We start from the raw sequence: 22,311 nt of genomic DNA on the forward strand, positions 1-22,311 counted from the left end.
GGCTAAGGAACGGGCGGGCATCTGTCCAGGTCCCCGCGCGTACGCGTGCGGCCCGGACCGGCGAAGACGCACCGGTCCGGGCCGCACCCCGGGCGGTCTCAGTGGCCGCTGATGCCCCGGGGGGTGTAGGGCTCCTCGAGCTGCTGGATCTCCTCGTCGGTGAGCCGGAGATCGAGGGCGGCGAGGGCGTCCGGGATGTGGTGCGGCTTGGTGGCGCCGACGATGGGGGCGGTGACACCCGGCCGGGAGGCGACCCAGGCGAGGGCCACCTGGGCGCGCGGCACGCCCCGGCGCTCGGCGATGGCGGCCACGGTGTCGACGATGCGCTTGTCGTCGGGCTGGTAGAGGGTGCGGCCGAAGGCGTCGGTCTCGCCGCGGACGCTGGTGGCGTCCCAGTCGCGGGTGAGCCGGCCGCGGGCCAGCGGGCTCCACGGGATCACGCCCACGCCCTGGTCGGCGCAGAGCGGCAGCATCTCCCGCTCCTCCTCGCGGTAGAGGAGGTTGTAGTGGTTCTGCATGCTGACGAACTTCGTCCAGCCGTTCCGCTCGGCGGTGTGCTGCAGCTTGGCGAACTGCCAGGCGTACATGGAACTGGCCCCGATGTAGCGGGCCTTGCCCGCCCTGACCACGTCGTGCAGGGCCTCCATCGTCTCCTCGGCCGGGGTGTCCGGGTCGAAGCGGTGGATCTGGTAGAGGTCGACGTAGTCGGTGCCGAGGCGGCGCAGGCTGTGGTCGATCTCCGTCATGACGGCCTTGCGGGACAGGCCCGACCGGTTGGGCCGGTCACCGCGGGCGGCGCCGTCGTCCACGTCGAAGAACACCTTCGTGGCCAGCACGGTCTCCTCGCGCCGGGTCAGTTCCGCGAGCGCCCTGCCGACGATCTCCTCACTGGTGCCGGCCGAGTAGGTGTTGGCCGTGTCGAAGAAGGTGATCCCCGCCTCCACGGCCTGCCGGATCAGCGGGCGGGCGGCCTCCTCGTCCAGGGTCCAGGGGTGCGGGCCCCGGTCCGGGACGCCGTAACTCATACAGCCCAGGGACAGACGCGACACCTCGAGGCCGCTTGTGCCGAGCTTGACGTACTCCATGGTCCGGTTCCCCTCGTCTCACGGTCGCGCCACGTTGGGCGGCCGGTCCCGTTCCGGGACGGGTCCGGCCGCCGTTGATCATGATCGTAACCGGGTCCGCGCCGCCGACGGCTCGGCGCCCGGGCCCCTCACCGGTCCTTGGCGAGGGCGACGAGTTCGGCGAAGAGGCCGCCCGCGTGCACGAGGTCGTCGTACGAGCCCTGTTCGACGACACGGCCGCCGCGCATCACGATGACCCGGTCCGCGAGGCGCGTGTTCTCCAGCTGGTGCGTGACCACGATGGTCGTGCGCCGGGCGGCGACTCGCTTGATCTCCAGGAAGATCCGGTGCTCCCCGCGCGGATCCATCTGTGAGGTCGGCTCGTCCAGGATGAGCAGGGGGGTACGGCGGTACAGGGCGCGTCCGCAGGCCAGGCGCTGCCACTGGCCGCCGGACAGCTCCGCGCCTCCGAAGATCTCGCGGGCGAGCAGGGTGTCGAGGTTCCGGGGGAGCTTCTCGATCGCCTCGCGCATGCCGACGGCGTCGACGGCCTCCCACACGGGCTCGTCGTCGTAGGTCCGGGGCTGGCCGAGGGTGATGTTCTCCCTGACGCGCAGGGGCCAGCAGGCGAAGTTCTGCGGGACGAGGGCGGTGCGGCGCCACACCGAGTCGGGCCGGGCCCGTGCCAGATCGACGCCGTCCCACAGGACGCGGCCCTTGTCCGCGAGGAGGATGCCGGTGATGAGCTTGGCCAGGGTGGACTTGCCCGAGCCGTTCTCGCCCACGATCGCGACGATCTCACCGCGGCGCAGGGTGAGGGAGACACCGCCGACGGCCGGCTCGTCCTTGCCGGGGTACTGGTAGACGACCTCGTCGAGCCGGATCTCGTCCACCTCTTCTGGGACGGTCGACTCCCCTCGCTTCGGGGCCCGTTCGGCGGCCAGGTCGAGGAAGGACCGCATGTCGGCGAGGTACAGGGAGGTGTGGAACAGCGCGGCGCCGTTCTGCACGAACTGCGTCAGCGCGGCGAGCGTGGTCTGCACGGCGACGACGGCGGTGGCGGCGACCGGCAGGGCGATACGCCCGGTCATGGCGAGCCAGGCGAGCGCGGTCCAGGTGACCAGCAGGAACAGGCCGCCGAGCGCCGAGGTCGCGAGGACGATGCGGAGCATGCGGGGCGCGGCGGTCAGGGTACGCCGGTCGATCCGCTCGGACAGGGTGCGGTACCAGTGGATGAGGTAGTCGGTCATCCCGTTGGCGCGGACCTCGTCGCCGTGCCGCGAGTAGGCGGCCCACCAGCGCATCATGCCGCGGACGTTGCGGTCGCCGACGTTGGCGTAGTGCGTCTCGTAGTCGACGCGGGCCGACAGGACGGCGCCCAGTCCGGCGGGCAGGACCGCGAGCAGCAGCAGCGGGAGCATCAGCCAGTGCAGGGCGGTGATGACCCCGCCGGCGGCGATCATGCGGAGGAGGGCGGTCAGGAACCGCTGCGCGTCCTTGACCATCGTCGTGGTGCGCGTGACACCGACCTCGGCGGCCTCCTGCCGGTCGGCGAAGCCGTCCTCGCCGTGGGCGGCGGCCTCCACCCGGCAGACGGCGGAGACGAGCGCCACGTCGGCCTCGGTCAGCAGCCGGGGGGTGATCCGCCCGTCGGCGTAGGAGGCCAGGGCGCTGCCGACGCGGCCGACGGCCGCCGCCACGGTCACGACGGCGAGGGCGGGCAGGGCCGCGTGCAGGCGCGCGGAGACCGTCCCGGTACCGAGGAGGTGGGTCATGGCACGGGCGGTGAAGCCGAGGAGGACGGCCGCCGCCGCGCCCGTGAGCAGCTGGCAGCCGAAGAGCAGGACGACCGCCCTGCGGTCCACGGCCCAGGCCATGCGCGTGGTCTGCCCCAGCACGGACGGCAGGCGTCCGCACATCCTGCGGAAACTGGCTTCCTCCAGCGGGTTCTTGCCGTGCTTGCCCTCGTAGCTGATCGTGGCCGGCGGAGGCGGGGGCGGCGTAGGGGGGTCTTCTGTCGAGGCGTCGGTCACGGTCACCTGCGTCCCTCCTGCGGTTCGGCACCGCACCTGGGTGGTCCGGTGGTGCCCGGCTCAACGAGGAGGTGAGCGAATCGAACGCGCTCGCTTCCGGACGAAGAACGGCCCCGTGTTCACGGGGCCGTCGAACGGGCGGTCGCACGGGCACAGGGTCTCCGGGGCGGTCGGAGGTGGCCGAAACGCCGGTGCTCGGGACGGGGGTGACGGATGAGGTTTCGCGGCGCCGCCCGGGGGTGCGTGCCGTCCCGCGGCTACGCGGGCCGGCGTCCCCACGCCCCGGACGGCTCCCCCGCTGCCTCGCCCGTGGGCGGCGGCCATGCCGCCGCGGATGCCGGCTGCCGCGGCGGGTCCTGGGCCGTGGTGCGGGCTGAGACGACCAGCGCGACGGTCAGGGCCCCGAACGCGGCGACGCAGGCGACGGCACGGATCGTGTTCCACCGGACCCACGTCGCCTCGAACGCCTGCCGGGCGGACGCCGGGTCGGCGAGGTGTCCGGGGCCTCCCGCCGCGGCGAGCCGGTCGTTGAGGGGGACGTTGACCCCGGCGGTGATGACGAACATGAGCGTGTAGAGCACCAGCGCCGCCAGCAGCCAGGGCAGTGCCTGGCGCCCCTGGCCCCGCCACGCCCACCAGGTGGCCAGGGCGATCAGGCCGAGCGCTCCCATGAAGCAGCACAGGAAGAGGGGGTTGAGTATCGCGCGGTTGATGTTCTGCATCGCCTCGACGAAGGTCCGGTCCGCGCCGCGGTGCAGTCCGGGCATGACGGCGTAGCCGAACGCGGCGAACAGGCCCGCCATCAGCCCGGTGGTGACCGTGGCGGCGAGGAGGGTGGTGAGCTGGAGGGTCTTCATGCCGGTCACCTCGCGTCCCAGATTCCGGTGGCGGCCGTGCGCTCGGCGTAGTCGGCGAAGCCGCGCGGCGCCCGGCCCAGCGCACGCTGGACACCGTCGCCGAGGTGGGCGTTGCGGCCGTCGAGCACGGTGGTGAAGAGGTGGCCGAGCAGCTCGACGAGGTCCTGCGGGAGCCGGGCCCCGGTCAGTTCCGCGGTGAACTCCTCGGCGGACAGGGGCACGTAGTCGATCCGGCGCCCGGTGGCCGCGGTGAGGTGGGCGGCGACGTCGTCGAAGGTGAGCGGCTGCGGGCCGGTCACCTCGTACAGCTCGCCGATGTGGCGGTCGTCGGTGAGCGCGGCCGTGGCGACGTCGGCGATGTCGTCGGCGTCGACGAACGGCTCGGCGACCGCACCGGCCGGCAGGGCGATCCGGCCGGCCAGCACCGCGTCCCGCAGATGGTCCTCGCTGAAGTTCTGGTCGAACCACGCGCAGCGCAGCACCGTCCAGTCGGCGCCCGACTCCCGCACCAGCTTCTCGGCCCGCTCGGCCTCCGGCTCACCGCGGCCCGAGAGGAGGACGAGCCGTCGGGCGCCGCAGGCCGTCGCGAGAGCGGCGAGCTCGCCGACCGTCGCCGCCGCGCCCGGCGCCGCCAGGTCGGGGTGGTAGGAGACGTACACCGCACGGACGCCGTCGAGTGCGGGGCGCCAGGTGGAGGGGTCCTGCCAGTCGAACGGCAGTCCGCCGGAGCGGGAGCCGATGCGCACCGGGAGGTCGCGTGCGGCGAGCCGCTGCACGACCCGCCGACCGGTCTTGCCCGTACCGCCCAGCACGAGCACGGGTGGAAGTGTCCGCATGGAAGCTCCTTGGATCGCGTCGACAACCTGTGCCTCCACCCTCGGCCACCACCGGACGGCGACCAACTGCCAAGTATGCAACGTCCGTTAACCTGTGGCTTGACGAACCGGGGGGTGGGCGTGGAACGGCGCGACATCGAGATCTTCCTGACTCTCGCCGAGGAGCTGCACTTCGGCCGCACGGCCGAGCGGCTGCACGTGTCCACCGCCCGGGTCAGTCAGTCGGTCAAACTGCTGGAGCGCCGGATCGGCGTCCCCCTGTTCGAGCGGACCAGCCGCCGGGTCGCGCTCACCCCCGTCGGACAGCGGCTCCATGACGACATCAGGCCCGCCTACGAGCGGATACGTGAGGGCATTCGACGCGCCGTCGCGGCGGGCCGTGCCGTCGGCGGTGTGCTGCGGGCCGGATTCATCGGCGCGCCGGGCGGCCCGTTCATCCTGTCCGTGGCCGAGACCCTGCACCGCGGCCACCCGGACGTCGAGGTCCGGATCCGCGAGGTCCAGTTCGGCGAGAGCTTCGCCCTGCTGCGCGCCGACGAGATCGACGTGCTGTGGTGTGCCCGGCCCACCGAGGAGCCCGATCTGACCGCCGGGCCCGTACTCGTCCGCGAGCCGCGCGTGCTCGCCGTGTCGGCACGGCACCCCTTCGCCCGGCGCGCGTCCGTCTCCCTCGACGACCTCGCCCGCGACACCGTGCTGCGCTCGCCGCGCGCCACCCCCGCGTACTGGGACGCACACCACGTACCGCCGCGGACTCCCGCCGGGCACCCTGTCGAGCGGGGGGAGGGCATCGAGACGCTGCAGGAGCTGATCGCCCTCGTCGGCGCCGGCCAGGGCGTCTACCCGGCGCCCGCCCACGCCCGCCGGTACTACGCCCGCCCGGACGTCGCCTACGTCCCCTTCGACGACGCGCCCCCGTACGAGTGGGGCTTCGTCTGGCGCTCCACGGGAGAGACCAGCCGGCTGCGCGCCTTCCACGAAGCCGCCGAGGCCTACGCCGCACGCATGCCAGCCCTCGGGGAGCCGGAGGGAAGCCCGGATCGCCGCCCGGGAAGCGCCCGTTCCTAGACGGCCCCGCCGGGAGCGCACCGGCCCGCCTTCTTCCACACCGCGCGGCTCGGATCGCCGGCGTGCGACGCCCGCGGGGCGGCGACGGCTCGGGCGGCACCCGACCCCGGCGACCTCGGTTCCGGCTCGACCGGTCCGCGCGTACCGGTCACGCCTCCGTCAGCTGCGGGTACAGGGCCGTCAGGTCCGCGGAGAGTCCCGCCTTCACCCGCCGCGACACCTCGTCGGCCAGCACCTCGTACGCCCCGGTCTCGACACCGTCGACCGCCAGGACGGCGACCTCCCGCGGCGACGACTTCGCGGCGTCGACCTGCGCGGCCATGTCGGTGTCGATGTAGCCGACGTGCAGCCCGGTGACGTCGATGCCCCGCGGCCGCAGCTCCAGGCGGAGGGAGTTGGTCTGCGCCCACAGGGCGGCCTTGGTCGCGCTGTAGGAGCCGGCGGTCCCGATCCAGGAGAGCACGGAGTGGACGTTGAGGAGGTGTCCGCCGCCGTTGCGCTCGATGAGCGGCACGAAGGCCCGCGCGGTGAGCAGGGGCCCGTAGAAGTTGGTCTCGAACTCCCGGCGGATGTCATCGACCGGGCTGTCGAGGAAGGAGGTGGCGCCCACCGATATCCCCGCGTTGTTGACCAGCACGGTGACGTCCCCGGCCAGCGCCGCCGCGGCCCGCACCGACTCCGGGTCGGTGACCTCCAGGGCCAGCGGCACGGCGTCCGGGTGCGTGACGGTGCGCGGATCACGCGCCGTGGCGTAGACCTTGGCGGCCCCTCGCTCGTAGAGCTCCTCCACCAGCGCCTTGCCCAGGCCACGGCTGCCGCCCGTGACCAGGGCGACGGAGTTCTTGATCGCGGTCATGTCCGACTCCCCACTTGAAACCGATCGGTTTCCACCACTGTAAACCGATCGGTTTCCGCCCTGCAAGCAGACCTGACCAACGGATACCGTGACGGTCGTCGAGAGGAGCGCGGCGTGACACAGGACGGCGTCCAGCCCCTGAGGATCGACACGAGCAGACCGCACCCCGCACGGATCTACGACTACCTCCTGGGCGGCACGGAGAACTACGAGGCGGACCGGCGGGCGGCCGACGAACTCGCCGCCGCGGCACCCGAGGTGCGGATCGGGGTGCGGGCGAACCGCGCCTTCCTGCACCGGGCCGTCCGGTACGTCGTCGGCCACGGCATCCGGCAGGTCCTGGACATCGGCGCCGGACTGCCCACCGCGCCCAACGTGCACGAGGTCGCCCAGGAGTCGGCGCCGGAGGTGCGCGTGGCCTACGTCGACAACGATCCGATCGTGGCCGCACGCGGCAGCGCGCTGCTCAGCCGCTCCGGTACGACCAGCATCACCCTCGGCGACGTGCGCGACCCGCGGTCCGTCCTCGAACACCCCGGTGTCCGCGAGGTCATCGACTTCGGCCGGCCGGTGGCCCTGTGCCTCGTCGCCGTCCTCCACTTCGTCACCGACGCGGAGCGGCCCGCGCGGATCCTCGCCGCCCTGCGCCACGCCCTCCCGGCCGGCAGCTTCCTGGTGCTGTCCCACGCCACGGGCGACTTCGCCGACCGCAGCGCCGCCCAGGCCGTCTACTCCAAGGCCACCGCCGGCCTGCACCTGCGCTCGCGCGCGCAGATCGAGCGGTTCTTCGACGGATTCGAGCCGGTCGAACCGGGCCTCACGCAGGTCCCGTTCTGGCGCCCGGACGCCCCGCCCCCGCCCCGGTCCGGCGAGATCGGCTTCTACGGAGGGGTGGCCCGCAAGACCGGCTGAACCGCCACGGGGCGCGCATCCGCGTTCCCGGGTGCCCCTCCGTGCGGCGGGGACCCGGGGACGCGGGCCCTTCCCCACCTCTTGACCGACCCCCCGTTGGCGCCCCCATACTGGCGGCCAAATCGATTTGGCCAAATCGATTTGGCCGCCGTCCACGGCCGGATCGTCGAGGCCTGAGCCGAGCGAGCCGAATGGAGCCCGCGCGTGTCCAGTCCCGTACACCCCGTCGACACAAGCCCTGCCCGTACCGTCGACTCCGGCGCCGCCCATCCCGTGGACGAGTCCCGCCCCCTCGGCCGGATCCTCCTCTTCGGCGTCCAGCACGTCCTCGTCATGGCGGCGACACCGATCTCCGCGATCTTCCTGATGAGTGCCACCCTCCGGCTGAGCCCGGGCATCACCGTCGACCTGCTCTCGGCGGCGCTGCTGCTGTCCGGGATCGGGTCGCTGATCCAGTCCCTCGGACCCTGGAAGTTCGGGCCCCGGCTGCCGTTCATGATGCTGCCCGGCGGTGCGCCACTGATCCTGTTCCTGTCCATCGCGCAGGCGCACGGGCTGCGCACGGCCACCGGCGCGGTGATCCTCACCGCCGTCTTCACCTTCCTGGTGCTGCCGCTGTTCGCACGGCTGCTCAGGTTCTTCCCGCCGCTGGTGATCGGCACGATGATCGTGATCGTCGGCGTCAATCTGGTGAAGGTCGGCGCGCTGCTGGTCACCGGCCCGCCCGGCACCCCCGGTTTCGGCGATCCGGCCCGGCTCGGGCTGGCGTTCGCCACCATCGGTCTGATCGTCCTCTTCACCCGGCTGCTGCGCGGGGTGCTGCGGCAACTCGCCGTACTGCTCGGCCTGGCCGCCGGTACGGCCCTCGCCTTCGCCCTCGGGCAGGTCCACCCGGGCGCGGCCCTGGCGGGCCAGCTGATCGGCGTGCCGCGGCCGTTGCCGTTCGGCGCCCCCGCCTTCGACCTCCTCGCCGCACTGCCGCTGATGCTGTACAGCCTCGCGTCCATGGCGGAGGCCACCGGGCAGACCGTCATCAACGCGGAGGCGGTCGGCAAGGACATCGACGTCCGCGCGGACGTGCCGCGCACCGTGCGCGGGGACGCGCTGACCTCCCTGCTCGGCGGCTTCTTCGGGCTGCCGTTGATGGTCACCAGCGGCGAGAACATCGGCATCGTCCGGGTCACGGGCGTACGCAGCCGGTACGTCACAGCCGCCGCCGGTGCCGTCCTGGTCGTCCTCGGCTTCCTCACCCCCGTCGCCCGGGCGATCAGCGTGATGCCGTCGGCCGTGGTCGGGGGCGCGGCGATGGTCGTCTTCGCGGTGATCACCGTCCTGGGCGTGCAGATGCTGGGCCGGGCCCGGCTGGAGGACCACACGTCCACGGTGATCTGCGCGGTCGCGCTCGCCCTGGGCCTGCTGCCGATCCTGATTCCCGGCGTGTACACCGGATTTCCCTCCGGTGTGCGGATCCTGCTGGAGAGCGGGGTCGCGGTGGGCGCGCTCGTCGCCGCCGTCCTCAACGTCGTCTTCCACCATCTGGGCCGCCGCACCGGCGACCCCGCCGCCGTGCCCGCCGAGGCAGCGGGCCCGGCCACCGGCGCGTGACCCGCTCCCCCACCCGCGCCCACGCCGTCTCGCGCTGAAGCGCTGAACCGAACAACGGAGAACCATGACCGACCTGACCCCCGACCGGCTCCGCCACGACGCGCTGCTGCTGGTCCCCGGCGTGACGCTCACCCCCGACGGCCCGTCGGACCTGCACGCGGTGGTGGTGCGGGACGGCGTCTTCCACGACGTCGGCCCCGTCGAGCGGATCGTCCGCGACCATCCCGCGCTGACGCCCCTCCGGCTGCCCGGGCACGCGCTGATGCCCGGCTTCGTCGACTCCCACCACCATCTGACGCAGAGCTTCGGCGGTGCCCTCGCCTTCGGGGAGCCGTCGGAGATCTTCCGCCGGGTGTGGGTGCCGCTGGAGCGGGCGCTCGACGAGGAATCGGCGTACGTCGCGGCCAAACTGGCCGCGCTGGAGTCGCTGCGGGGCGGCTTCACCACGGTCGCCGAGGCGGGGACCCGGGCCGCGGTGGACGTGGACGTGGTGGCCTCGGCCACGCGGGACGCCGGGATCCGCTGCGTGCTGGGGCTCGTCTGCAACGACGCCTCCGACGGCACCGGCGAGGACGCCGATCCGCACACCGTGCTCACCGCCGCCGAGAAGCACCTGGCCCGCTACTCCGGGGACGACCTGGTGCATCCCTCGCTCGCCGTGTCCGTGCCGGAGGCCGCGACCGCGGCCACCCTGGCCGCCACGGCACGGCTCGCCGCCGATGCGGGCAGCGTCGTGCAGATCCACGTCAACGAGCACCTCGTCGCCGTCGAGCGCTCACTCGTCCGGCACGGGCTGCGACCGCTGGAGCAGCTGCGTCAAGTGGGCGCGCTCGGGCCCCAGTTGCTGGCCGCGCACGCGACCCTGCTCACCCCCGCCGAGGTGACGCTGCTCGCCGACAGCGGTGCCGCGGTGAGCTACAACCCGGTGGCCAGCGCCTGGAAGGGCAACGCGGTCGCGCCGGCCACGGCCTTCGCCGAGCGGGGCATCCGCTTCGGGCTGGGCACCGACGGGACCCGCGGGGACGGGTTCCGGCTCGCGGACGCGGCGGAGTTCGCGCAGCGGCTCGGCTACGGCCTGGCCAGCGGCGACTCCTCGTGCGGGGCGGGCTGGACCTGGCTGGAACGGGCCACCTCAGGCGGCGCCGACGCGGTCGGGCTCGGTCGGCGCACGGGCCGTGTCGCGGTGGGCGCCGCCGCCGACTTCCTCCTGGTCGACCTCACCGGCCCCGAGATGCAGCCCTCCTGGGACCTCCCCTGGGAGCTGGTCCGGCGGGGCAACCGCGACCAGCTCACCGCCGTGTTCGTCGCCGGACGGATGCGGTTGTGGCGGGGCTGGCCGCCGGACTGGGACGGACCGGCCCTGGTCCGGCGCGCCGCCGAGCTGAGCCGGAGCGTGGTCGGACGCGCGCGGGTGACGCGGACGCATCCGACGTCGGTGACGGCGCGGGCCCGGGCCACGGCCGCGGTTCCCGCCCGGCCCCCGGCGCCGTACGCGGACGCCGCAGCGGCCGCACCGACGGGCGGCGGGCGGCGATGAGCGGCGGCATGCTGGCGGTGCTGGCGGTGACCGTCGCGACGGCGGCCTTCGTGCAGGGCAGCAGCGGTCTGGGGTTCGCGCTGATCGTGGCTCCGGTCGCGGGGCTGCTCGACCCGGGGCTGCTGCCCGTGTTCGTGCTGGCCGCGATGATCCCGCTCAACCTGTACGTGGCCTGGCGGGAGCGGCACAGTCTGGACCTGCGCGGCGCAGGCTGGATCACGGTGGCGCGGCTGGCGGCGACTCCGGCGGGGCTGGCGCTGCTGTGGCTGATCCCGGAGGGCGATCTCGGGGCGGTCGTCGGCGCGGCGACGGTGCTGGCGGCCGTGGTGAGCCTCGTGGTGCCCTCCTTCCAGCCCGGGCGCGGTGCCTATGTGGGCGCGGGGGTCGTCACCGGGCTCACCGAGACCGCGACCGGCGTGGGCGGCCCGCCCCTGGCCCTCGTCTACCAGCACCGGCCGCCGGGCGAGCTGCGTGCCACGGTCGCCGTCTGCTTCCTGGTGGGCGAAGTCGCCTCCCTCGCCCTGCTGTTCGCCACCGGGCGGGGCCGCGCCGCGGACCTGGGCTGGGCGGTCCTGCTGCTGCCCGCCCTCGCGGCCGGGGCCTGGCTGAGCCGCCTGGTGCACCAGCGCGTCGACGCCAAGAGGATGCGCGGCTTCGTCCTCGTCTTCGCGCTGGTGTCGGGGGTGGTCCTGATGGCCGGGGCGTGAGGGCGAAGGCCTGAGGGCCGGGCCGGGGACCGGGGGAACGGGCGGAACGGCGCCGCCGGTTCAGCCGGCGGCCGGCCCTCGTCCCCCGCCGGTCTCCCGCGCCACCTGCGCGTCCCCCTCCGGACGGCGCAACGACGAGGCGCGGACGACGAGTCGGGGCTCCGCAGCGGGCACCCCGCCCCCGGTCGGCTCTGCGGCACCGGCGCCCGGCCGGGCGCCCAGGCGGGCGAGCAGCAGCTCCACCGCGTCCGCGGCGGCCCGGTCCAGGCGCAGGTCGACCGCGGTGAGCGGCGGTTCGCAGGTGCGGGCGCGCAGGCCGTCGTACCGGGTGACGACCATGACGTCCTCGGGGACCCGGCGTCCCGCCTCGCGCAGCGCCCGTACGGCTCCGACGGCGAAGGCGTCGACGAGGACGCACAGCGCGTCGACGCCGGGGTGCTCCACGAGCAGCGCGGCGCACCGGTCGTACCCCGCCTGTTCGCCGCCGTCCTCCGGTGCGGTGGCGACGACCGGGGTCCAGCCGTGTGCGCTCGCGGCCCGTTCGTAGGCCGTGCGGGCGTCGACCGAGGAGTGGCGGGTGCCCGCGCCGACGACCAGCGCCGGGCGCCGGGCGCCCTGGGCGCGCAGGTGTTCCAGGAGCAGTTCCACGACCCGGGCGCCGTGCAGGTCGACGTAGGGGGCGTCGTCGTCCGGCGCGGTGGGCCGGCCCAGGGCGACGTACGGCAGCCCGCGCTCCCGCAGCTGGGCCACGGCCGCGTCGTCCGCCTCGGGCTCCACGACGATCGCGCCGTCGATGTCGACGGAGTACAGCGCGGACCCGGACTGCACGGGAGGAATGAGGACCAGGGCGTAGTCGTGGACGAGGGCCCGCTCGGCCGCGGCGGCGGCCACCTCCATGTAGAAGCCGAGCCGTGACGGGCCGCCGGCCACCGCGAACGGCATCGAGGAGGCCAGCGCGATGGCTCTGGCCTGGCCCCGGCGCAGCCGCTGGGCGCGCAGGTTGGGCCGGTACCCCAGCTCGGCGGCGATCTTCTTGATGCGTTCCCGGGTGCGCGGATCGACCTTGCCGATGCCGTTGAGGGCATGGGACACCGTCGTCCGCGACACCGAGGCCGCCTCGGCGACGTCGGCGATCGTGGGCCGGCGGGCGCCGGGGGACCTGGTCATGGGCCCATCTTCGCAACCCCGGTGGCCGGCGGTCACCACCCCCTGGGGGAGGACGGCGGTCCCGTGCGGCCACGGGCCCACCGCCCGGCGGCCTTCGGGCGGGGCCCTCCCGACCTGCCGTGACGGCGGGCAGCCGCGTGGTGCGGGCCCGGTGATGGTGGGACGCTGAGGGGGAGAGGTGTCCGCCGAGGGGAGCCTTGGAGGGCCGATGGGACGTGACGTCCCGGCGCTCGTCTTCACCCGCGAGGACCGCCGCCGGTACCGGATCAAGATGCACGAATGCCTCGACGCGCTGGCCCAGATGCTGCGCGACTCACGGTTCGAGTCCGAGCGGCCGCAGGTCGGCCTGGAGATCGAGCTGAACCTGGTGGACGGCCAGGCCGAGCCGGCGATGCGGAACAGCGATGTGCTGGAGGCGATCTCGGACCCCGCCTGGTCGACCGAGCTGGGCCGGTTCAACCTGGAGATCAACGTCCCGCCGCGGCGGCTGACGGCGGGCGGTCCCGACGCCTGGGAGTCCGAGATCCGTGCCGCGCTGAACCACGCCGACGAGCGGGCCCGCTCGGTCGGCGCCCGGCTGATCATGGTGGGGATCCTGCCCACGCTGCGGCAGGGCGACATCGACGAGGGGGCCCTGTCGGAGAACCCCCGCTACCACCTGCTGAACGACCAGATCTTCGCGGCCCGCGGCGAGGACCTGCGCATCGAGATCGACGGCTGCGACCGGCTGCGGACCTACGCCGACACCATCACCCCGGAGGCCGCCTGCACCAGTACGCAGTTCCATCTGCAGGTGTCGCCTGAGGAGTTCGCGGGCTACTGGAACGCGGCGCAGGCGATCTCCGGGGTCCAGGTCGCGCTGGCGGCGAACGCGCCGTTCCTGTTCGACAAGGAGCTGTGGCACGAGACGCGCGTCCCGCTGTTCGAGCAGGCCACCGACACCCGCCCGGAGGAGATCAAGGTACAGGGGGTACGGCCCCGGGTGTGGTTCGGGGAACGGTGGATCAACAGCGTCTTCGATCTGTTCGAGGAGAATCTGCGCTACTTCCCGGCCCTCCTGCCGCTGGTCGACGAGGAGGACCCGGTGGAGACGCTGGACCGCGGTGACATCCCGGAGCTGGGCGAACTGACCCTGCACAACGGCACGATCTACCGCTGGAACCGCCCGGTGTACGCCGTCGCCCACGACGTGCCGCACATCCGGGTGGAGAACCGTGTGCTGCCCGCGGGTCCGACCGTCGCCGACACCCTCGCCAACGGCGCCTTCTACTACGGGCTCACCCGGGCCCTGGTGGAGGAGGACCGGCCGGTGTGGTCGCGGATGTCGTTCTCCGCGGCCGAGGAGAACCTGCACACCGCCGCCCGGCACGGCATCGACGCGCTGCTGTACTGGCCCGGGATGGGCGAACTGCCGGTTCCCGAACTGGTCCTGCGGCGGCTGCTGCCGATGGCGCACCGGGGTCTGGAGCGTTCCGGCATGGACGCGGCCTGGCGGGAGCCGCTGCTCGGCATCATCGAGCAGCGCTGTGTGACCGCGCGGAACGGCGCCGTGTGGCAGAAGGAGATGTTCCACCACCTCGGCGCCTCCACGCAGGCCGGCCGCCACGAGGCGCTGCGGCGGATGACGCAGGTGTACATCGACTACATGCATCTCAACGCCCCGGTCCACACCTGGCCGGTGGACTGAACCGGCTCAGCGCCCGAGGAGGCCGACCGCGCGGTCGAAGGCGGAGTCACGGTTCTCGGCGAACTCCTCCGCGGTGAAGACCGGTTCGGTCAGCTGCGGCGGGATGCCCGTGCCGTCGAAGGTGCGGCCCGTGCGGGTCAGGAACTCCTCGTTCGGCAGGCCGAAGAGCAGGCCGCCGGGCAGGGTCCGCACCATCACGTCCGAGAAGACGCCCTGGGTGGGCTGCCCGATCCGCACGGTCCGCCCGGGCCGGTCCATCAGGGCCTGGGTGAAGGTCTCCCCCGCGCTGACCGTCGAGCCGCCGGTGAGGACGGCGACCGGACCGGTGTAGCGGGGCGCGTCGGCCGGGACGACGCGGACCGGTTCGGGGCGGGTGTGCCGGGCGGGGTCGGCCGGGTCGTCGCGCACCCGCTTGGCGTACGCGGTGTACGGCGTGTCGGTCAGTCGCTCGGCGATCCGGATGCCGAGCGCGTCGGAGCCGCCGCCGTTGACGCGCAGGTCGATGACGAGGCCCTTCAGCCACCGGGTCCGGCTCCGGGTGAGCACGGTGTCCAGCGCCCGGTCGAGTTCGGCCCGTTCGGCGGTGTAGGGCGCGTCGTCGCCGGCGTATCCGCCGAAGCCGGAGATCCGCAGATAGCCGAGGTCGTCCCGCAGGTCGGCGTAGGTGATGCGGCCCGCGGCGAAGTCCCGGCGGTACGGCGCGCCCTGGAGGTCGCGGGCCACGACGAACTTCTTTACCCTGGCGTCCAGTTCCGGGCCGGGATTCTGCGTGCCGGGGCGGACCTGGCCGAAGACACGGTGGCCGTCGATCACCGCGACATGGGCGTCGTACAGCGGACGGACCATGTCGCTGAGGATGCCGAAGAGTTCGTCCTCGGTGGTGTTCTCGTGCACCAGCGGCCGGTACCGGTCGCGGACGGCGTGCCAGTCGATACCCTTCTGGGCGAAGAAGGGGTAGTTCTCCTCGAAGGTCTGCCAGAAGACGTCGAAGGCGGTACGCGGATCCGTGGCGGCCGGGCGCGCGCAGGCGGCGGGCAGGGCGCTCAGGCGGCGCAGTGTCCGGTGTCCCACCGAGCTGTCGGCGGCGAGCAGGGCGTGATCGCGGTCGTGCACGTTCCGCACGGTCAGGACCGAGCCGTCCGTCGTCGTGTAGGTACCGGGACCGGTCCGCCGCGAGGTGTCGCCCTGCAGACAGCTGAGGGACGTCGTCTGGTACTCCCGCAGTTCTCGCCCGCCGACGACGAGGACGGTGCCGTAGCCGTCCATGCGCCACACCCCGTCGGTGCCGGGCGGTCCCGGCCGGGCGGCGGCCGCGGCCGGTACGGCTGCGGCGGCGAGGGTCAGGGCGGCGACAGCGGCTGTCAGGGTGCGCACGTCGACGGTGTCCTTCCGGTGGGCGTTCAGGAAGGTCCACCGTCGCCGGGACACCCTGGGTCGCACCATCCGGCCCTCCGGTGCGCCGGTACGGGGGCCAGCCCCCGCCTCCGGCGACGGATGTGGCCGGCTCACCGAGGAACTCGGCGGCCCCGGTGCCCCGCGGCCGGAGCCGGCCCGATCCGACGCAAAGACCCTAGCCCGGCGCTCCCGCCGGGCGCTCGCGCTCCGCGCCGGTGCACGCCGGCGCGTCCGGCAGGTGGGCCTTCGCCCACTCCGCCAGCTCCCTCAGCGCCGGCTCCAGGGCGGCGCCCGCGTCGGTCAGCCGGTACGACACGCGCAGCGGCGGTCCCTCGTCGACCTCGCGCAGGACGAGACCGGCCGCGCCGAGTTCCGCGAGCCGGTCGGAGAGCATGCGCTCGCTGATGCCGGGGACGGCCCGCCGCAGGTCGGCGAAGTGTGCGGCCTGCTCCACCAGGACGGCCACGATCGGGCCGCTCCAGCGCTTTCCGAGCAGCTGGAAGACGCGGGTGATGCCGTCGTCCACCCGCTTGCACGCCTCGCTGTCATGAGTCACGTCCGCCGCCATGTGATCAGGGTACTACCTCGCCGTAGGGGGATGAAAAAAAGTAAGTCCCTGTGTTAGAGATAGTCGAGTACGAAAGTTCAGCCGGTGGCACGCCGCCGTCGGCCGCTCCTTTCGCCCTGCCCCTTTTGCCCTTTCTGGAGTGATCATGGCCACCCTGCTGCACATCGATTCGTCCGTGTTCCCGTCCGAGGCGTCGGCCTCGCGGGCCGTGACGGCGGCCTTCCGCGCGCACTGGCAGGAGCAGCACCCCGACGGCACGGTCGTCTACCGCGACCTGGCGGCCCAGCCGGTCCCGCACATCTCCGCCGACGCGCACAGCGCCGGCTTCGCCGACCCGGCGTCCCACACGCCCGGACAGGCCGCCGCCTTCGCCGAGCGCGTCCGGCTGATCGAGGAGCTGGAGCAGGCCGACGCGGTGCTGATCGGCGCCCCGATGTACAACTTCTCGGTCCCCTCGACCCTGAAGGCGTGGCTGGACAACGTCATCCTCATCGGCCGCACCGCGGGTGAGACCCCGTCCGCCAAGGGCACCCCGGTGACGGTGGTCGCCAGCCGGGGCGGCTCGTACGCGCCGGGCACCCCGCGCGAGGGGTACGAGTACGTGCAGAACTACCTCGCGGCCGTCCTCGGCGACGCCCTCGGCCTGGACGTCGACTTCATCGTCCCGGAGCTGACCATGGCACCGCACAACCCGGCGATGGCCGAGCTTGTCCCGCTGTACGAGGCCTCCCGCGACCGCGCCCTCGAGGAGGCCACGGTGCACGCCAAGCGGTCGGCCGCCTGAGCGGGCCCCGCACGTGCGGGCACCGGCCCCACGCCCCGTCCCCCGCCGGCGCGGGGGGCCGGGCGGAGGGGCCGGTCGGCGCTTTGGCATCATCGGCCGGCGACGTCCGGACGAGGTGCCGGATGCCCCGTTCCCGGATCGCCTCGACTGGAGTGTGCCTGATGCGTCGCTGGTTCCGCCGCCGGGCGCAGGAGTCCGGCCCCGATGAGATCGCCTGGGAGCGGGACGCGACGGGCCGCTTCACCGCCGACTCGCTGCGGCGGATCAGGAGGGCGGCCGAGGCCGGTCACGTCGTGTCCATGGCCAATCTGGGGGTCGCCCTCTACCAGGAGGGCGACCGTGCCGGCGCGCTCCGCTGGTGGAGCCGGGCCTGGGAGGCCGGGAACGCGGGAGCCGGTTTCAATCTGGGCACGCTGTTCACCGCGTCCGGCGACACGAACCGGGCGCAGGTGGTGTGGGAACGCGCTGCCGCGCTCGGTGATCCCGACGCCATGCTCGGTCTGGTCGGACAGGGGCTGGAGCGGGGCGACCAGGACACGGTCGACCGCTGGTCGCCGCTGATCCTGGCCCAGGACGCGGCCTTTCCCGTCACCGCACTGGGCATGGCCTTCCAGACGCACGGCCGCGAGGCGGAGGCCGTGCGCGCCTATCTGCGCGCCGAGGAACTGGGGGACGCGTACGCCATGGAGTACCGGGCGCGCATCCTGGAGTCACACGGAGCGCACGAGGAGGCCGAGGCGCTGAGGGAACGGGCGAAGACGGCCGAGCGCATGATGTGACCGGTTCACCCGGGCGCCGCCCCGTCCGGTCGGCCCACGTCACCCGGCCCGTCCGCCCCGTCCGGTCGGCCCACGTCGCCCGGCCGGTCCGCCGCCTCCCCGGCCGGTTCTCCCTGCGCGCGCGTCGCCCCCACCGATGCGAGCGCCACCGCCACCACCCCGGCCCACTGGGACACGGCGAGCCGCTGGCCCAGCACGAACAGTCCGGTCAGGGCGCCGATCGCCGGCTCCGTACTGGTCAGCACGCCGAAGGCACGCGGGGTGAGCCGGCGCAGCGCCTCCAGCTGCAGGGTGTAGGGCAGCACGCTGGAGAGGACGGCGACCGCCGCCGCGACGGCGAGGGTGCCGGGCGCCAGCAGGCGGCCGCCCGCCCGCGCGATGCCGTACGGGAGGCTCAGCAGCGCTCCCCAGGCGACGGCCAGGGCGAGGCCGCGGCCGTCGGGGACGTGACCGGCGAGCCGCTTGCCGACCAGGATGTAGCCGCCCCAGCAGCATCCGGCCACGATGGCGCAGGCGGCGCCCCTGGCGTCGAGGGCCGTGCCGGAACGGCCGAGCAGGACGACACCGGTGGCCGCGAGGCCCGCCCACACCAGGTCTGGAGCGCGGCGTGAACCGCACAGGGCGACGGCGAACGGGCCGAGGAACTCCAGGGTGGTGGCTGCGCCGAGCGGCAGCCGGGCGACCGCCTCGTAGTAGGCGAGATGGTGCACGGCGAGCAGGGTTCCCGCGCCGGCGGCGAGAGCGAGCGTGGTCCGGTCGCCGCGCGGCCGGGGCCGCCACAGGGCGCTGAGCACGAGGGCGGCGATACACAGCCGCAAGGTCACCACGCCGGCCGGTCCCACGGCGGGGTAGAGCCCTGTCGTCAGCGCGGCCCCGCCCTGCAGGCCGAGGACTCCGCCCAGGACCAGGCCCGGGGCCGGCACGGCGCCGAGCCCCCGGCCGACGGCCAGGGCGGCGCGGGCGCGCGGGGTGCTGAACTCACCGATGGGTATCGAACTCCTCGCGGGCCTGGCTGCGCACACTAGGACGGCGACCCGCTGTGGATCAAGGGGCGGGGTGGCGGGACCCGCCGCGGGGGTACCGCTTAGCGTGCTGTCATGCGCGTCGACTACTCACCGGAGTCCATGGACCCGGGCTCGTTCTACCGTCTGCTCACCGCCGTCGTCGTCCCCCGGCCGATCGCCTGGGTCTCGACCCTCACACCGGACGGCGGCACGGCGAACCTGGCTCCGCACTCGTTCTTCACGGTCGCCTGCACGGACCCGCCGATCGTCCAGTTCACCTCGGTGGGCCGCAAGGACTCGCTGCGCAATGCCGAGGAGACGGGCGAGTTCGTGGTGAACTTCGCGCCCGAGCAGCTCTTCTCCGAGATCAACGCGACGGCGACCGACTACCCGCGCGGCGAGGGCGAGTTCGACGCCGTCGGCATCGAACGGGAGCCGTCGCTGCGGGTACGGCCGCCGCGCGTGGCCGCGTCGCCGGTCGCCCTCGAGTGCACGCTGCACTCGACGCTGCGCCTGGGCAACTCGACGGTGGTGTTCGGCCGGGTGGTGCACGCCGCCGTCCGCGAGGACGTCCTGACGGCCGACGGCCCGGACATCGGCCTGCTGCGCCCGCTGGCCCGGCTCGGCGGCAACGAGTGGGGCACGGTGGGCGAGGTCCACGAGCTGGCCCGGCTGCGGTACCGGGACCTCGACCGCGGCTGAGCGTCCCGCGAGCCGCGTCGGACCGGCCCACGGACGACGGCGGCCCGGGACGTCAGGCCAGCACGAGGACGAGGGGGATGCCCCGGCACGGCACCAGGCGCAGCCCGTCGTACGTGCCGGGGCGCGCCGCGGTGAGCAGTTCGCCGAAGTCCGGGCCCCTGGTCAGGGATCCGGCCAGATGGGCGGGGTCGGCGGAGGCGGCGACCCGGCCGCGGGCGTTGACCAGATGGGCGGGGCGGGCGAGGCGGCGCAGCAGCGGCAGTACGGCGGCCTCGAAGTGCCGCAGGTACACGTCGGCGGCGGCGACCCCGGCGAACCGGCCCTGGAGATGGACGGGTTCGGACAGGGTGAGGCTGTACTCGTCGGAGCAGAGGTAGTCGACGTACGGCCCGGCGACGGCCCGGTGCCCGGTGTCGCGGGGCAGCGCGAACCAGTCCCAGTGGGTGTAGTCGGAGTACGCCGAGTGGCCCGGGTCGAGGTCGAGCAGCAGCGGGCGCACATCGCCGTCGGCGCCCGACTGCCACCACTCCAGCCAGGCCGGCACGTCGGCCAGCAGCCCGGGGGCGGCGACGAAGCCGACGCCGGAGACCAGTTCCTCGCGGGCCAGGCGCAGATGCAGTCCAGGGCGGAGGGCGGCGAGGTCGGCGCTGGCGGGCCCGCGGTCCCCGGCGGCCACCCGGTGCAGCAGGGCGGAGGTGTCGGCGCGGGTCGCGGCCACGGTCTCGAAGACGGCCTCCAGCGCGCCCCCCACCTGGGCGGCCACCCAGTTCTCCGCTTCCGTGCCGAGGGTGGCGAGCCCGGGGCTGACGCCCATGGTGTCCTCCAGCGGACGGGAACCGGACGCGGCGCGGTCAGAGGGTGAGGCGTACGGCGACGAGCCGCGCCGTCGACTCCCTGACGCACCGCTCGGCCAGCGTGCCGGCCGTTTCGTGGGCCCCATCTTGCACGGCCGAGATCACGGAGCGGTGACGGTCCGCAACTTCTTCACGACATGCGTCGTCGGCCATGACGAGACAGAGCAGGGCGCCCACCTCGCTCTGCAGCGCGACCTGTTCGCGGGTGAGCCGGGCGGACTGGGCGGCCGCCGCGAGTTCGACGTGGAAGCGGCCGTACAGTCGGCTGCGTGCCGCCGCGTCCTCGGCGCACGCCAGTTCCTGTGCCGTCCGCCGCAGTTGACGCAGGTCCTGCGGTTCGGTGCGCTGGGCGGCGAGGCGGGCGGCGGCGCCGGACAGGGCGGCCCAGTGGTCGCCCAGGTCGCGCAGTTCCTCGGTGCTCCAGCCGCGCAGCCGGGCCTTGAGCCGGTCGTCGGCGGGGACTTCGGGCAGGGAGACGAAGCTGCCGCCGCCCCTGCCGCGGCGGGTGATGACCAGTCCCTGCTGCCGCAGGGCCATGAGCGCCTCGCGCAGGGTGACCGTGGAGACGCCGAGCTGTCCGGCCAGCTCGGTCTCGCCGGGGAGCTGCTCGCCGTCGGCGAGGAGGCCCAGTTCGATGGCGTCCCCTATGCGGCGGACGACCGTGTCCACCCGGGCCCGGTTGTCCACCGGGCTGAAGACGGCCCGGCGGGCGCCGCCCTCGGTCTCTCGCTGTCTCACGGCCACCACCTCGTGCGTTGACTCAAGCTTTACCCTAAGGGGCTCTTGAGCTTTGAACTATGACTTCATATGTTTACGGCAACGTACAGCGCGCCAGAAAGGTTCCCGTATGGAGGGAATTGCGATCCGGCTGCAGGACCTGCGGAAGTCGTTCGGCGAGACGACCGCCGTGGCCGGAGTCGACCTGGAGATCCGGGACGGGGAGTTCTTCTCGATGCTCGGCCCGTCCGGCTCGGGGAAGACGACGGTCCTCCGGCTCGTCGCCGGGTTCGAGAGCCCCGACGGGGGCCGGATCGAACTCGCCGGGCAGGAGGTCACCGGCCTCGCTCCGTTCGAGCGGGACGTGCACACGGTCTTCCAGGACTACGCCCTGTTCCCGCACATGACGGTCGAGCAGAACGTCGCCTACGGACTGAAGATCCGCAAGGTGGCGAAGGCCGAACGCCTCGTCCGCGCCCGCAAGGCCCTCGCCGAGGTCCGCCTGGAGGGCTACGGCCAGCGCCGCCCGGCCCAGCTGTCCGGCGGTCAGCGCCAGCGGGTCGCGCTCGCCCGCGCGCTCGTCGGCCGGCCCCGGGTGCTGCTGCTCGACGAACCGCTCGGCGCCCTCGACCTGAAACTGCGCGAGCAGATGCAGGTCGAACTCAAGGCCATCCAGCGGGAGGTCGGCATCACCTTCGTCTTCGTCACCCACGACCAGGAGGAGGCCCTGACGATGAGCGACCGCATCGCCGTCTTCGACCAGGGCCGCATCGCCCAGGTCGGCACGCCCGCCGAGATCTACGAACGCCCGGCGACCCCGTTCGTCGCCTCCTTCGTCGGCACCTCGAACCTGCTGGACGGAGAGGCGGCCCACCGGATCGTCGGCACGCCGGGCACGTACAACATACGGCCGGAGAAGATCCGCGTCCTGAAGGAGTCCGCCGAGGCGGACGAGCCGGAACACGCCACCGCCACCGGCACGGTCGCCGAGGTGGTCTACCTCGGCGACGCCACCCGGTTCCTCGTCGACCTCGACGGCGGCGGCCGGCTCACCGCGCTGCAGCAGAACCTGGAGACGTCCTCCGAGGACGTCGCCGGCTACCGCGGCACCCGGGTCCGCCTCCAGTGGCACCGCCGGCACGCGGTCCGGCTGCCCTCCTGACCTCTCCCCCCACCTCT

The 22,311-nt window shown here is 73.7% G+C and carries 21 protein-coding genes; 10 read left to right on the forward strand and 11 right to left on the reverse strand.

Going from position 1 to position 22,311, the window contains the following annotated elements; genetic code table 11:
• Positions 1 to 98: 98 nt before the first annotated feature.
• From AB0N17_RS25135 to AB0N17_RS25150, 4 genes are all read right to left on the reverse strand, one after another.
• Positions 99 to 1,085, reverse strand: a complete 987-nt coding sequence (locus AB0N17_RS25135) for an aldo/keto reductase (RefSeq protein ID WP_366013713.1) — start codon at positions 1,083 to 1,085, stop codon at positions 99 to 101.
• A gap of 128 nt (positions 1,086 to 1,213) precedes the next feature.
• A complete protein-coding gene (locus AB0N17_RS25140) occupies positions 1,214 to 3,103 on the reverse strand; it encodes an ATP-binding cassette domain-containing protein (protein ID WP_366013714.1) in 1,890 nt (629 codons plus the stop codon).
• 251 nt (positions 3,104 to 3,354) lie between these two features.
• Positions 3,355 to 3,954, reverse strand: coding sequence for an anthrone oxygenase family protein (locus AB0N17_RS25145; protein ID WP_366013715.1), 600 nt, complete (start codon positions 3,952 to 3,954; stop codon positions 3,355 to 3,357).
• Between the two features lie 5 nt (positions 3,955 to 3,959).
• Positions 3,960 to 4,790, reverse strand: a complete 831-nt coding sequence (locus AB0N17_RS25150; RefSeq protein ID WP_366013716.1) for an NmrA family transcriptional regulator — start codon at positions 4,788 to 4,790, stop codon at positions 3,960 to 3,962.
• 120 nt (positions 4,791 to 4,910) lie between these two features.
• On the opposite strand from AB0N17_RS25150, the gene AB0N17_RS25155 reads away from it, so the two are divergent.
• Positions 4,911 to 5,858, forward strand: coding sequence for a LysR substrate-binding domain-containing protein (locus AB0N17_RS25155; protein ID WP_366013718.1), 948 nt, complete (start codon positions 4,911 to 4,913; stop codon positions 5,856 to 5,858).
• A gap of 148 nt (positions 5,859 to 6,006) precedes the next feature.
• On the opposite strand, the gene AB0N17_RS25160 is transcribed toward AB0N17_RS25155, so the two are convergent.
• Positions 6,007 to 6,714 carry an SDR family oxidoreductase gene (locus AB0N17_RS25160; RefSeq protein ID WP_366013719.1) on the reverse strand — a complete coding sequence of 236 codons (708 nt, stop codon included), beginning with the start codon at positions 6,712 to 6,714 and terminating at the stop codon, positions 6,007 to 6,009.
• Positions 6,715 to 6,828: 114 nt separating this feature from the next.
• Here AB0N17_RS25160 and AB0N17_RS25165 point away from each other — a divergent pair, with 114 nt between their 5' ends.
• The 4 genes from AB0N17_RS25165 to AB0N17_RS25180 all read left to right on the forward strand — a co-directional run bounded on the left by AB0N17_RS25165 (position 6,829) and on the right by AB0N17_RS25180 (position 11,475).
• Entirely contained in the window at positions 6,829 to 7,626 is a 798-nt protein-coding gene (locus AB0N17_RS25165; protein ID WP_366013720.1) for an SAM-dependent methyltransferase, read from the forward strand.
• Positions 7,627 to 7,899: 273 nt separating this feature from the next.
• Positions 7,900 to 9,231 carry a solute carrier family 23 protein gene (locus AB0N17_RS25170; protein ID WP_366013799.1) on the forward strand — a complete coding sequence of 444 codons (1,332 nt, stop codon included), beginning with the start codon at positions 7,900 to 7,902 and terminating at the stop codon, positions 9,229 to 9,231.
• 64 nt (positions 9,232 to 9,295) lie between these two features.
• Positions 9,296 to 10,768, forward strand: coding sequence for an amidohydrolase family protein (locus tag AB0N17_RS25175; protein ID WP_366013721.1), 1,473 nt, complete (start codon positions 9,296 to 9,298; stop codon positions 10,766 to 10,768).
• Entirely contained in the window at positions 10,765 to 11,475 is a 711-nt protein-coding gene (locus AB0N17_RS25180; protein ID WP_366013722.1) for a sulfite exporter TauE/SafE family protein, read from the forward strand. Before AB0N17_RS25175 ends, AB0N17_RS25180 begins: the two co-directional genes overlap by 4 nt.
• A gap of 60 nt (positions 11,476 to 11,535) precedes the next feature.
• Here AB0N17_RS25180 and AB0N17_RS25185 read toward each other — a convergent pair whose 3' ends face one another.
• Positions 11,536 to 12,642: a LacI family DNA-binding transcriptional regulator gene (locus AB0N17_RS25185; protein WP_366013723.1), complete on the reverse strand. Its 1,107-nt coding sequence runs from the start codon at positions 12,640 to 12,642 to the stop codon at positions 11,536 to 11,538.
• A 208-nt stretch (positions 12,643 to 12,850) separates the two neighbouring features.
• Here AB0N17_RS25185 and AB0N17_RS25190 point away from each other — a divergent pair, with 208 nt between their 5' ends.
• On the forward strand, positions 12,851 to 14,329 hold the full coding sequence (locus tag AB0N17_RS25190; RefSeq protein WP_366013724.1) for a glutamate--cysteine ligase: 1,479 nt from the start codon (positions 12,851 to 12,853) through the stop codon (positions 14,327 to 14,329).
• A gap of 6 nt (positions 14,330 to 14,335) precedes the next feature.
• Here the strand turns inward: AB0N17_RS25190 and AB0N17_RS25195 are convergent, their stop codons facing one another.
• A complete protein-coding gene (locus tag AB0N17_RS25195) occupies positions 14,336 to 15,703 on the reverse strand; it encodes a S41 family peptidase (protein WP_366013800.1) in 1,368 nt (455 codons plus the stop codon).
• A gap of 196 nt (positions 15,704 to 15,899) precedes the next feature.
• A complete protein-coding gene (locus tag AB0N17_RS25200; protein ID WP_366013725.1) occupies positions 15,900 to 16,292 on the reverse strand; it encodes a helix-turn-helix domain-containing protein in 393 nt (130 codons plus the stop codon).
• Positions 16,293 to 16,437: 145 nt separating this feature from the next.
• Here AB0N17_RS25200 and AB0N17_RS25205 point away from each other — a divergent pair, with 145 nt between their 5' ends.
• Complete coding sequence (locus AB0N17_RS25205) at positions 16,438 to 17,076, forward strand: NAD(P)H-dependent oxidoreductase (protein ID WP_366013726.1); 639 nt, start codon at positions 16,438 to 16,440, stop codon at positions 17,074 to 17,076.
• A gap of 161 nt (positions 17,077 to 17,237) precedes the next feature.
• A complete protein-coding gene (locus AB0N17_RS25210) occupies positions 17,238 to 17,855 on the forward strand; it encodes a hypothetical protein (protein ID WP_366013727.1) in 618 nt (205 codons plus the stop codon).
• Between the two features lie 5 nt (positions 17,856 to 17,860).
• On the opposite strand, the gene AB0N17_RS25215 is transcribed toward AB0N17_RS25210, so the two are convergent.
• Entirely contained in the window at positions 17,861 to 18,877 is a 1,017-nt protein-coding gene (locus AB0N17_RS25215) for an EamA family transporter (RefSeq protein ID WP_366013728.1), read from the reverse strand.
• A gap of 75 nt (positions 18,878 to 18,952) precedes the next feature.
• Here AB0N17_RS25215 and AB0N17_RS25220 point away from each other — a divergent pair, with 75 nt between their 5' ends.
• Positions 18,953 to 19,561 carry a flavin reductase family protein gene (locus AB0N17_RS25220; protein ID WP_366013729.1) on the forward strand — a complete coding sequence of 203 codons (609 nt, stop codon included), beginning with the start codon at positions 18,953 to 18,955 and terminating at the stop codon, positions 19,559 to 19,561.
• A 52-nt stretch (positions 19,562 to 19,613) separates the two neighbouring features.
• Here AB0N17_RS25220 and AB0N17_RS25225 read toward each other — a convergent pair whose 3' ends face one another.
• Both AB0N17_RS25225 and AB0N17_RS25230 read right to left on the reverse strand, forming a co-directional pair.
• Positions 19,614 to 20,375 (reverse strand): hypothetical protein, encoded by a 762-nt coding sequence (locus AB0N17_RS25225; protein ID WP_366013730.1) that lies wholly within the window; start codon positions 20,373 to 20,375, stop codon positions 19,614 to 19,616.
• Between the two features lie 37 nt (positions 20,376 to 20,412).
• A complete protein-coding gene (locus AB0N17_RS25230; protein ID WP_366013731.1) occupies positions 20,413 to 21,153 on the reverse strand; it encodes a GntR family transcriptional regulator in 741 nt (246 codons plus the stop codon).
• Positions 21,154 to 21,262: 109 nt separating this feature from the next.
• Between AB0N17_RS25230 and AB0N17_RS25235 the strand changes: the two genes are divergently transcribed.
• Positions 21,263 to 22,294, forward strand: coding sequence for an ABC transporter ATP-binding protein (locus AB0N17_RS25235; RefSeq protein ID WP_366013732.1), 1,032 nt, complete (start codon positions 21,263 to 21,265; stop codon positions 22,292 to 22,294).
• Positions 22,295 to 22,311 lie beyond the last annotated feature (17 nt).

The sequence above is a fragment of the Streptomyces sp. NPDC051133 genome (genome assembly GCF_040682635.1).
Taxonomy (GTDB): domain Bacteria; phylum Actinomycetota; class Actinomycetes; order Streptomycetales; family Streptomycetaceae; genus Streptomyces.

Bases quoted from the DNA above. Each gene is read 5' to 3' on its own strand.
- AB0N17_RS25185 (WP_366013723.1), bottom strand. From the start codon at position 12,642: ATGACCAGGTCCCCCGGCGCCCGCCGGCCCACGATCGCCGACGTCGCC.
- AB0N17_RS25205 (WP_366013726.1), top strand. From the start codon at position 16,438: ATGGCCACCCTGCTGCACATCGATTCGTCCGTGTTCCCGTCCGAGGCG.
- AB0N17_RS25180 (WP_366013722.1), top strand. From the start codon at position 10,765: ATGAGCGGCGGCATGCTGGCGGTGCTGGCGGTGACCGTCGCGACGGCG.
- AB0N17_RS25210 (WP_366013727.1), top strand. From the start codon at position 17,238: ATGCGTCGCTGGTTCCGCCGCCGGGCGCAGGAGTCCGGCCCCGATGAG.
- AB0N17_RS25160 (WP_366013719.1), bottom strand. From the start codon at position 6,714: ATGACCGCGATCAAGAACTCCGTCGCCCTGGTCACGGGCGGCAGCCGT.
- AB0N17_RS25145 (WP_366013715.1), bottom strand. From the start codon at position 3,954: ATGAAGACCCTCCAGCTCACCACCCTCCTCGCCGCCACGGTCACCACC.
- AB0N17_RS25235 (WP_366013732.1), top strand. From the start codon at position 21,263: ATGGAGGGAATTGCGATCCGGCTGCAGGACCTGCGGAAGTCGTTCGGC.
- AB0N17_RS25200 (WP_366013725.1), bottom strand. From the start codon at position 16,292: ATGGCGGCGGACGTGACTCATGACAGCGAGGCGTGCAAGCGGGTGGAC.
- AB0N17_RS25225 (WP_366013730.1), bottom strand. From the start codon at position 20,375: ATGGGCGTCAGCCCCGGGCTCGCCACCCTCGGCACGGAAGCGGAGAAC.
- AB0N17_RS25175 (WP_366013721.1), top strand. From the start codon at position 9,296: ATGACCGACCTGACCCCCGACCGGCTCCGCCACGACGCGCTGCTGCTG.
- AB0N17_RS25150 (WP_366013716.1), bottom strand. From the start codon at position 4,790: ATGCGGACACTTCCACCCGTGCTCGTGCTGGGCGGTACGGGCAAGACC.
- AB0N17_RS25220 (WP_366013729.1), top strand. From the start codon at position 18,953: ATGCGCGTCGACTACTCACCGGAGTCCATGGACCCGGGCTCGTTCTAC.
- AB0N17_RS25135 (WP_366013713.1), bottom strand. From the start codon at position 1,085: ATGGAGTACGTCAAGCTCGGCACAAGCGGCCTCGAGGTGTCGCGTCTG.
- AB0N17_RS25190 (WP_366013724.1), top strand. From the start codon at position 12,851: ATGGGACGTGACGTCCCGGCGCTCGTCTTCACCCGCGAGGACCGCCGC.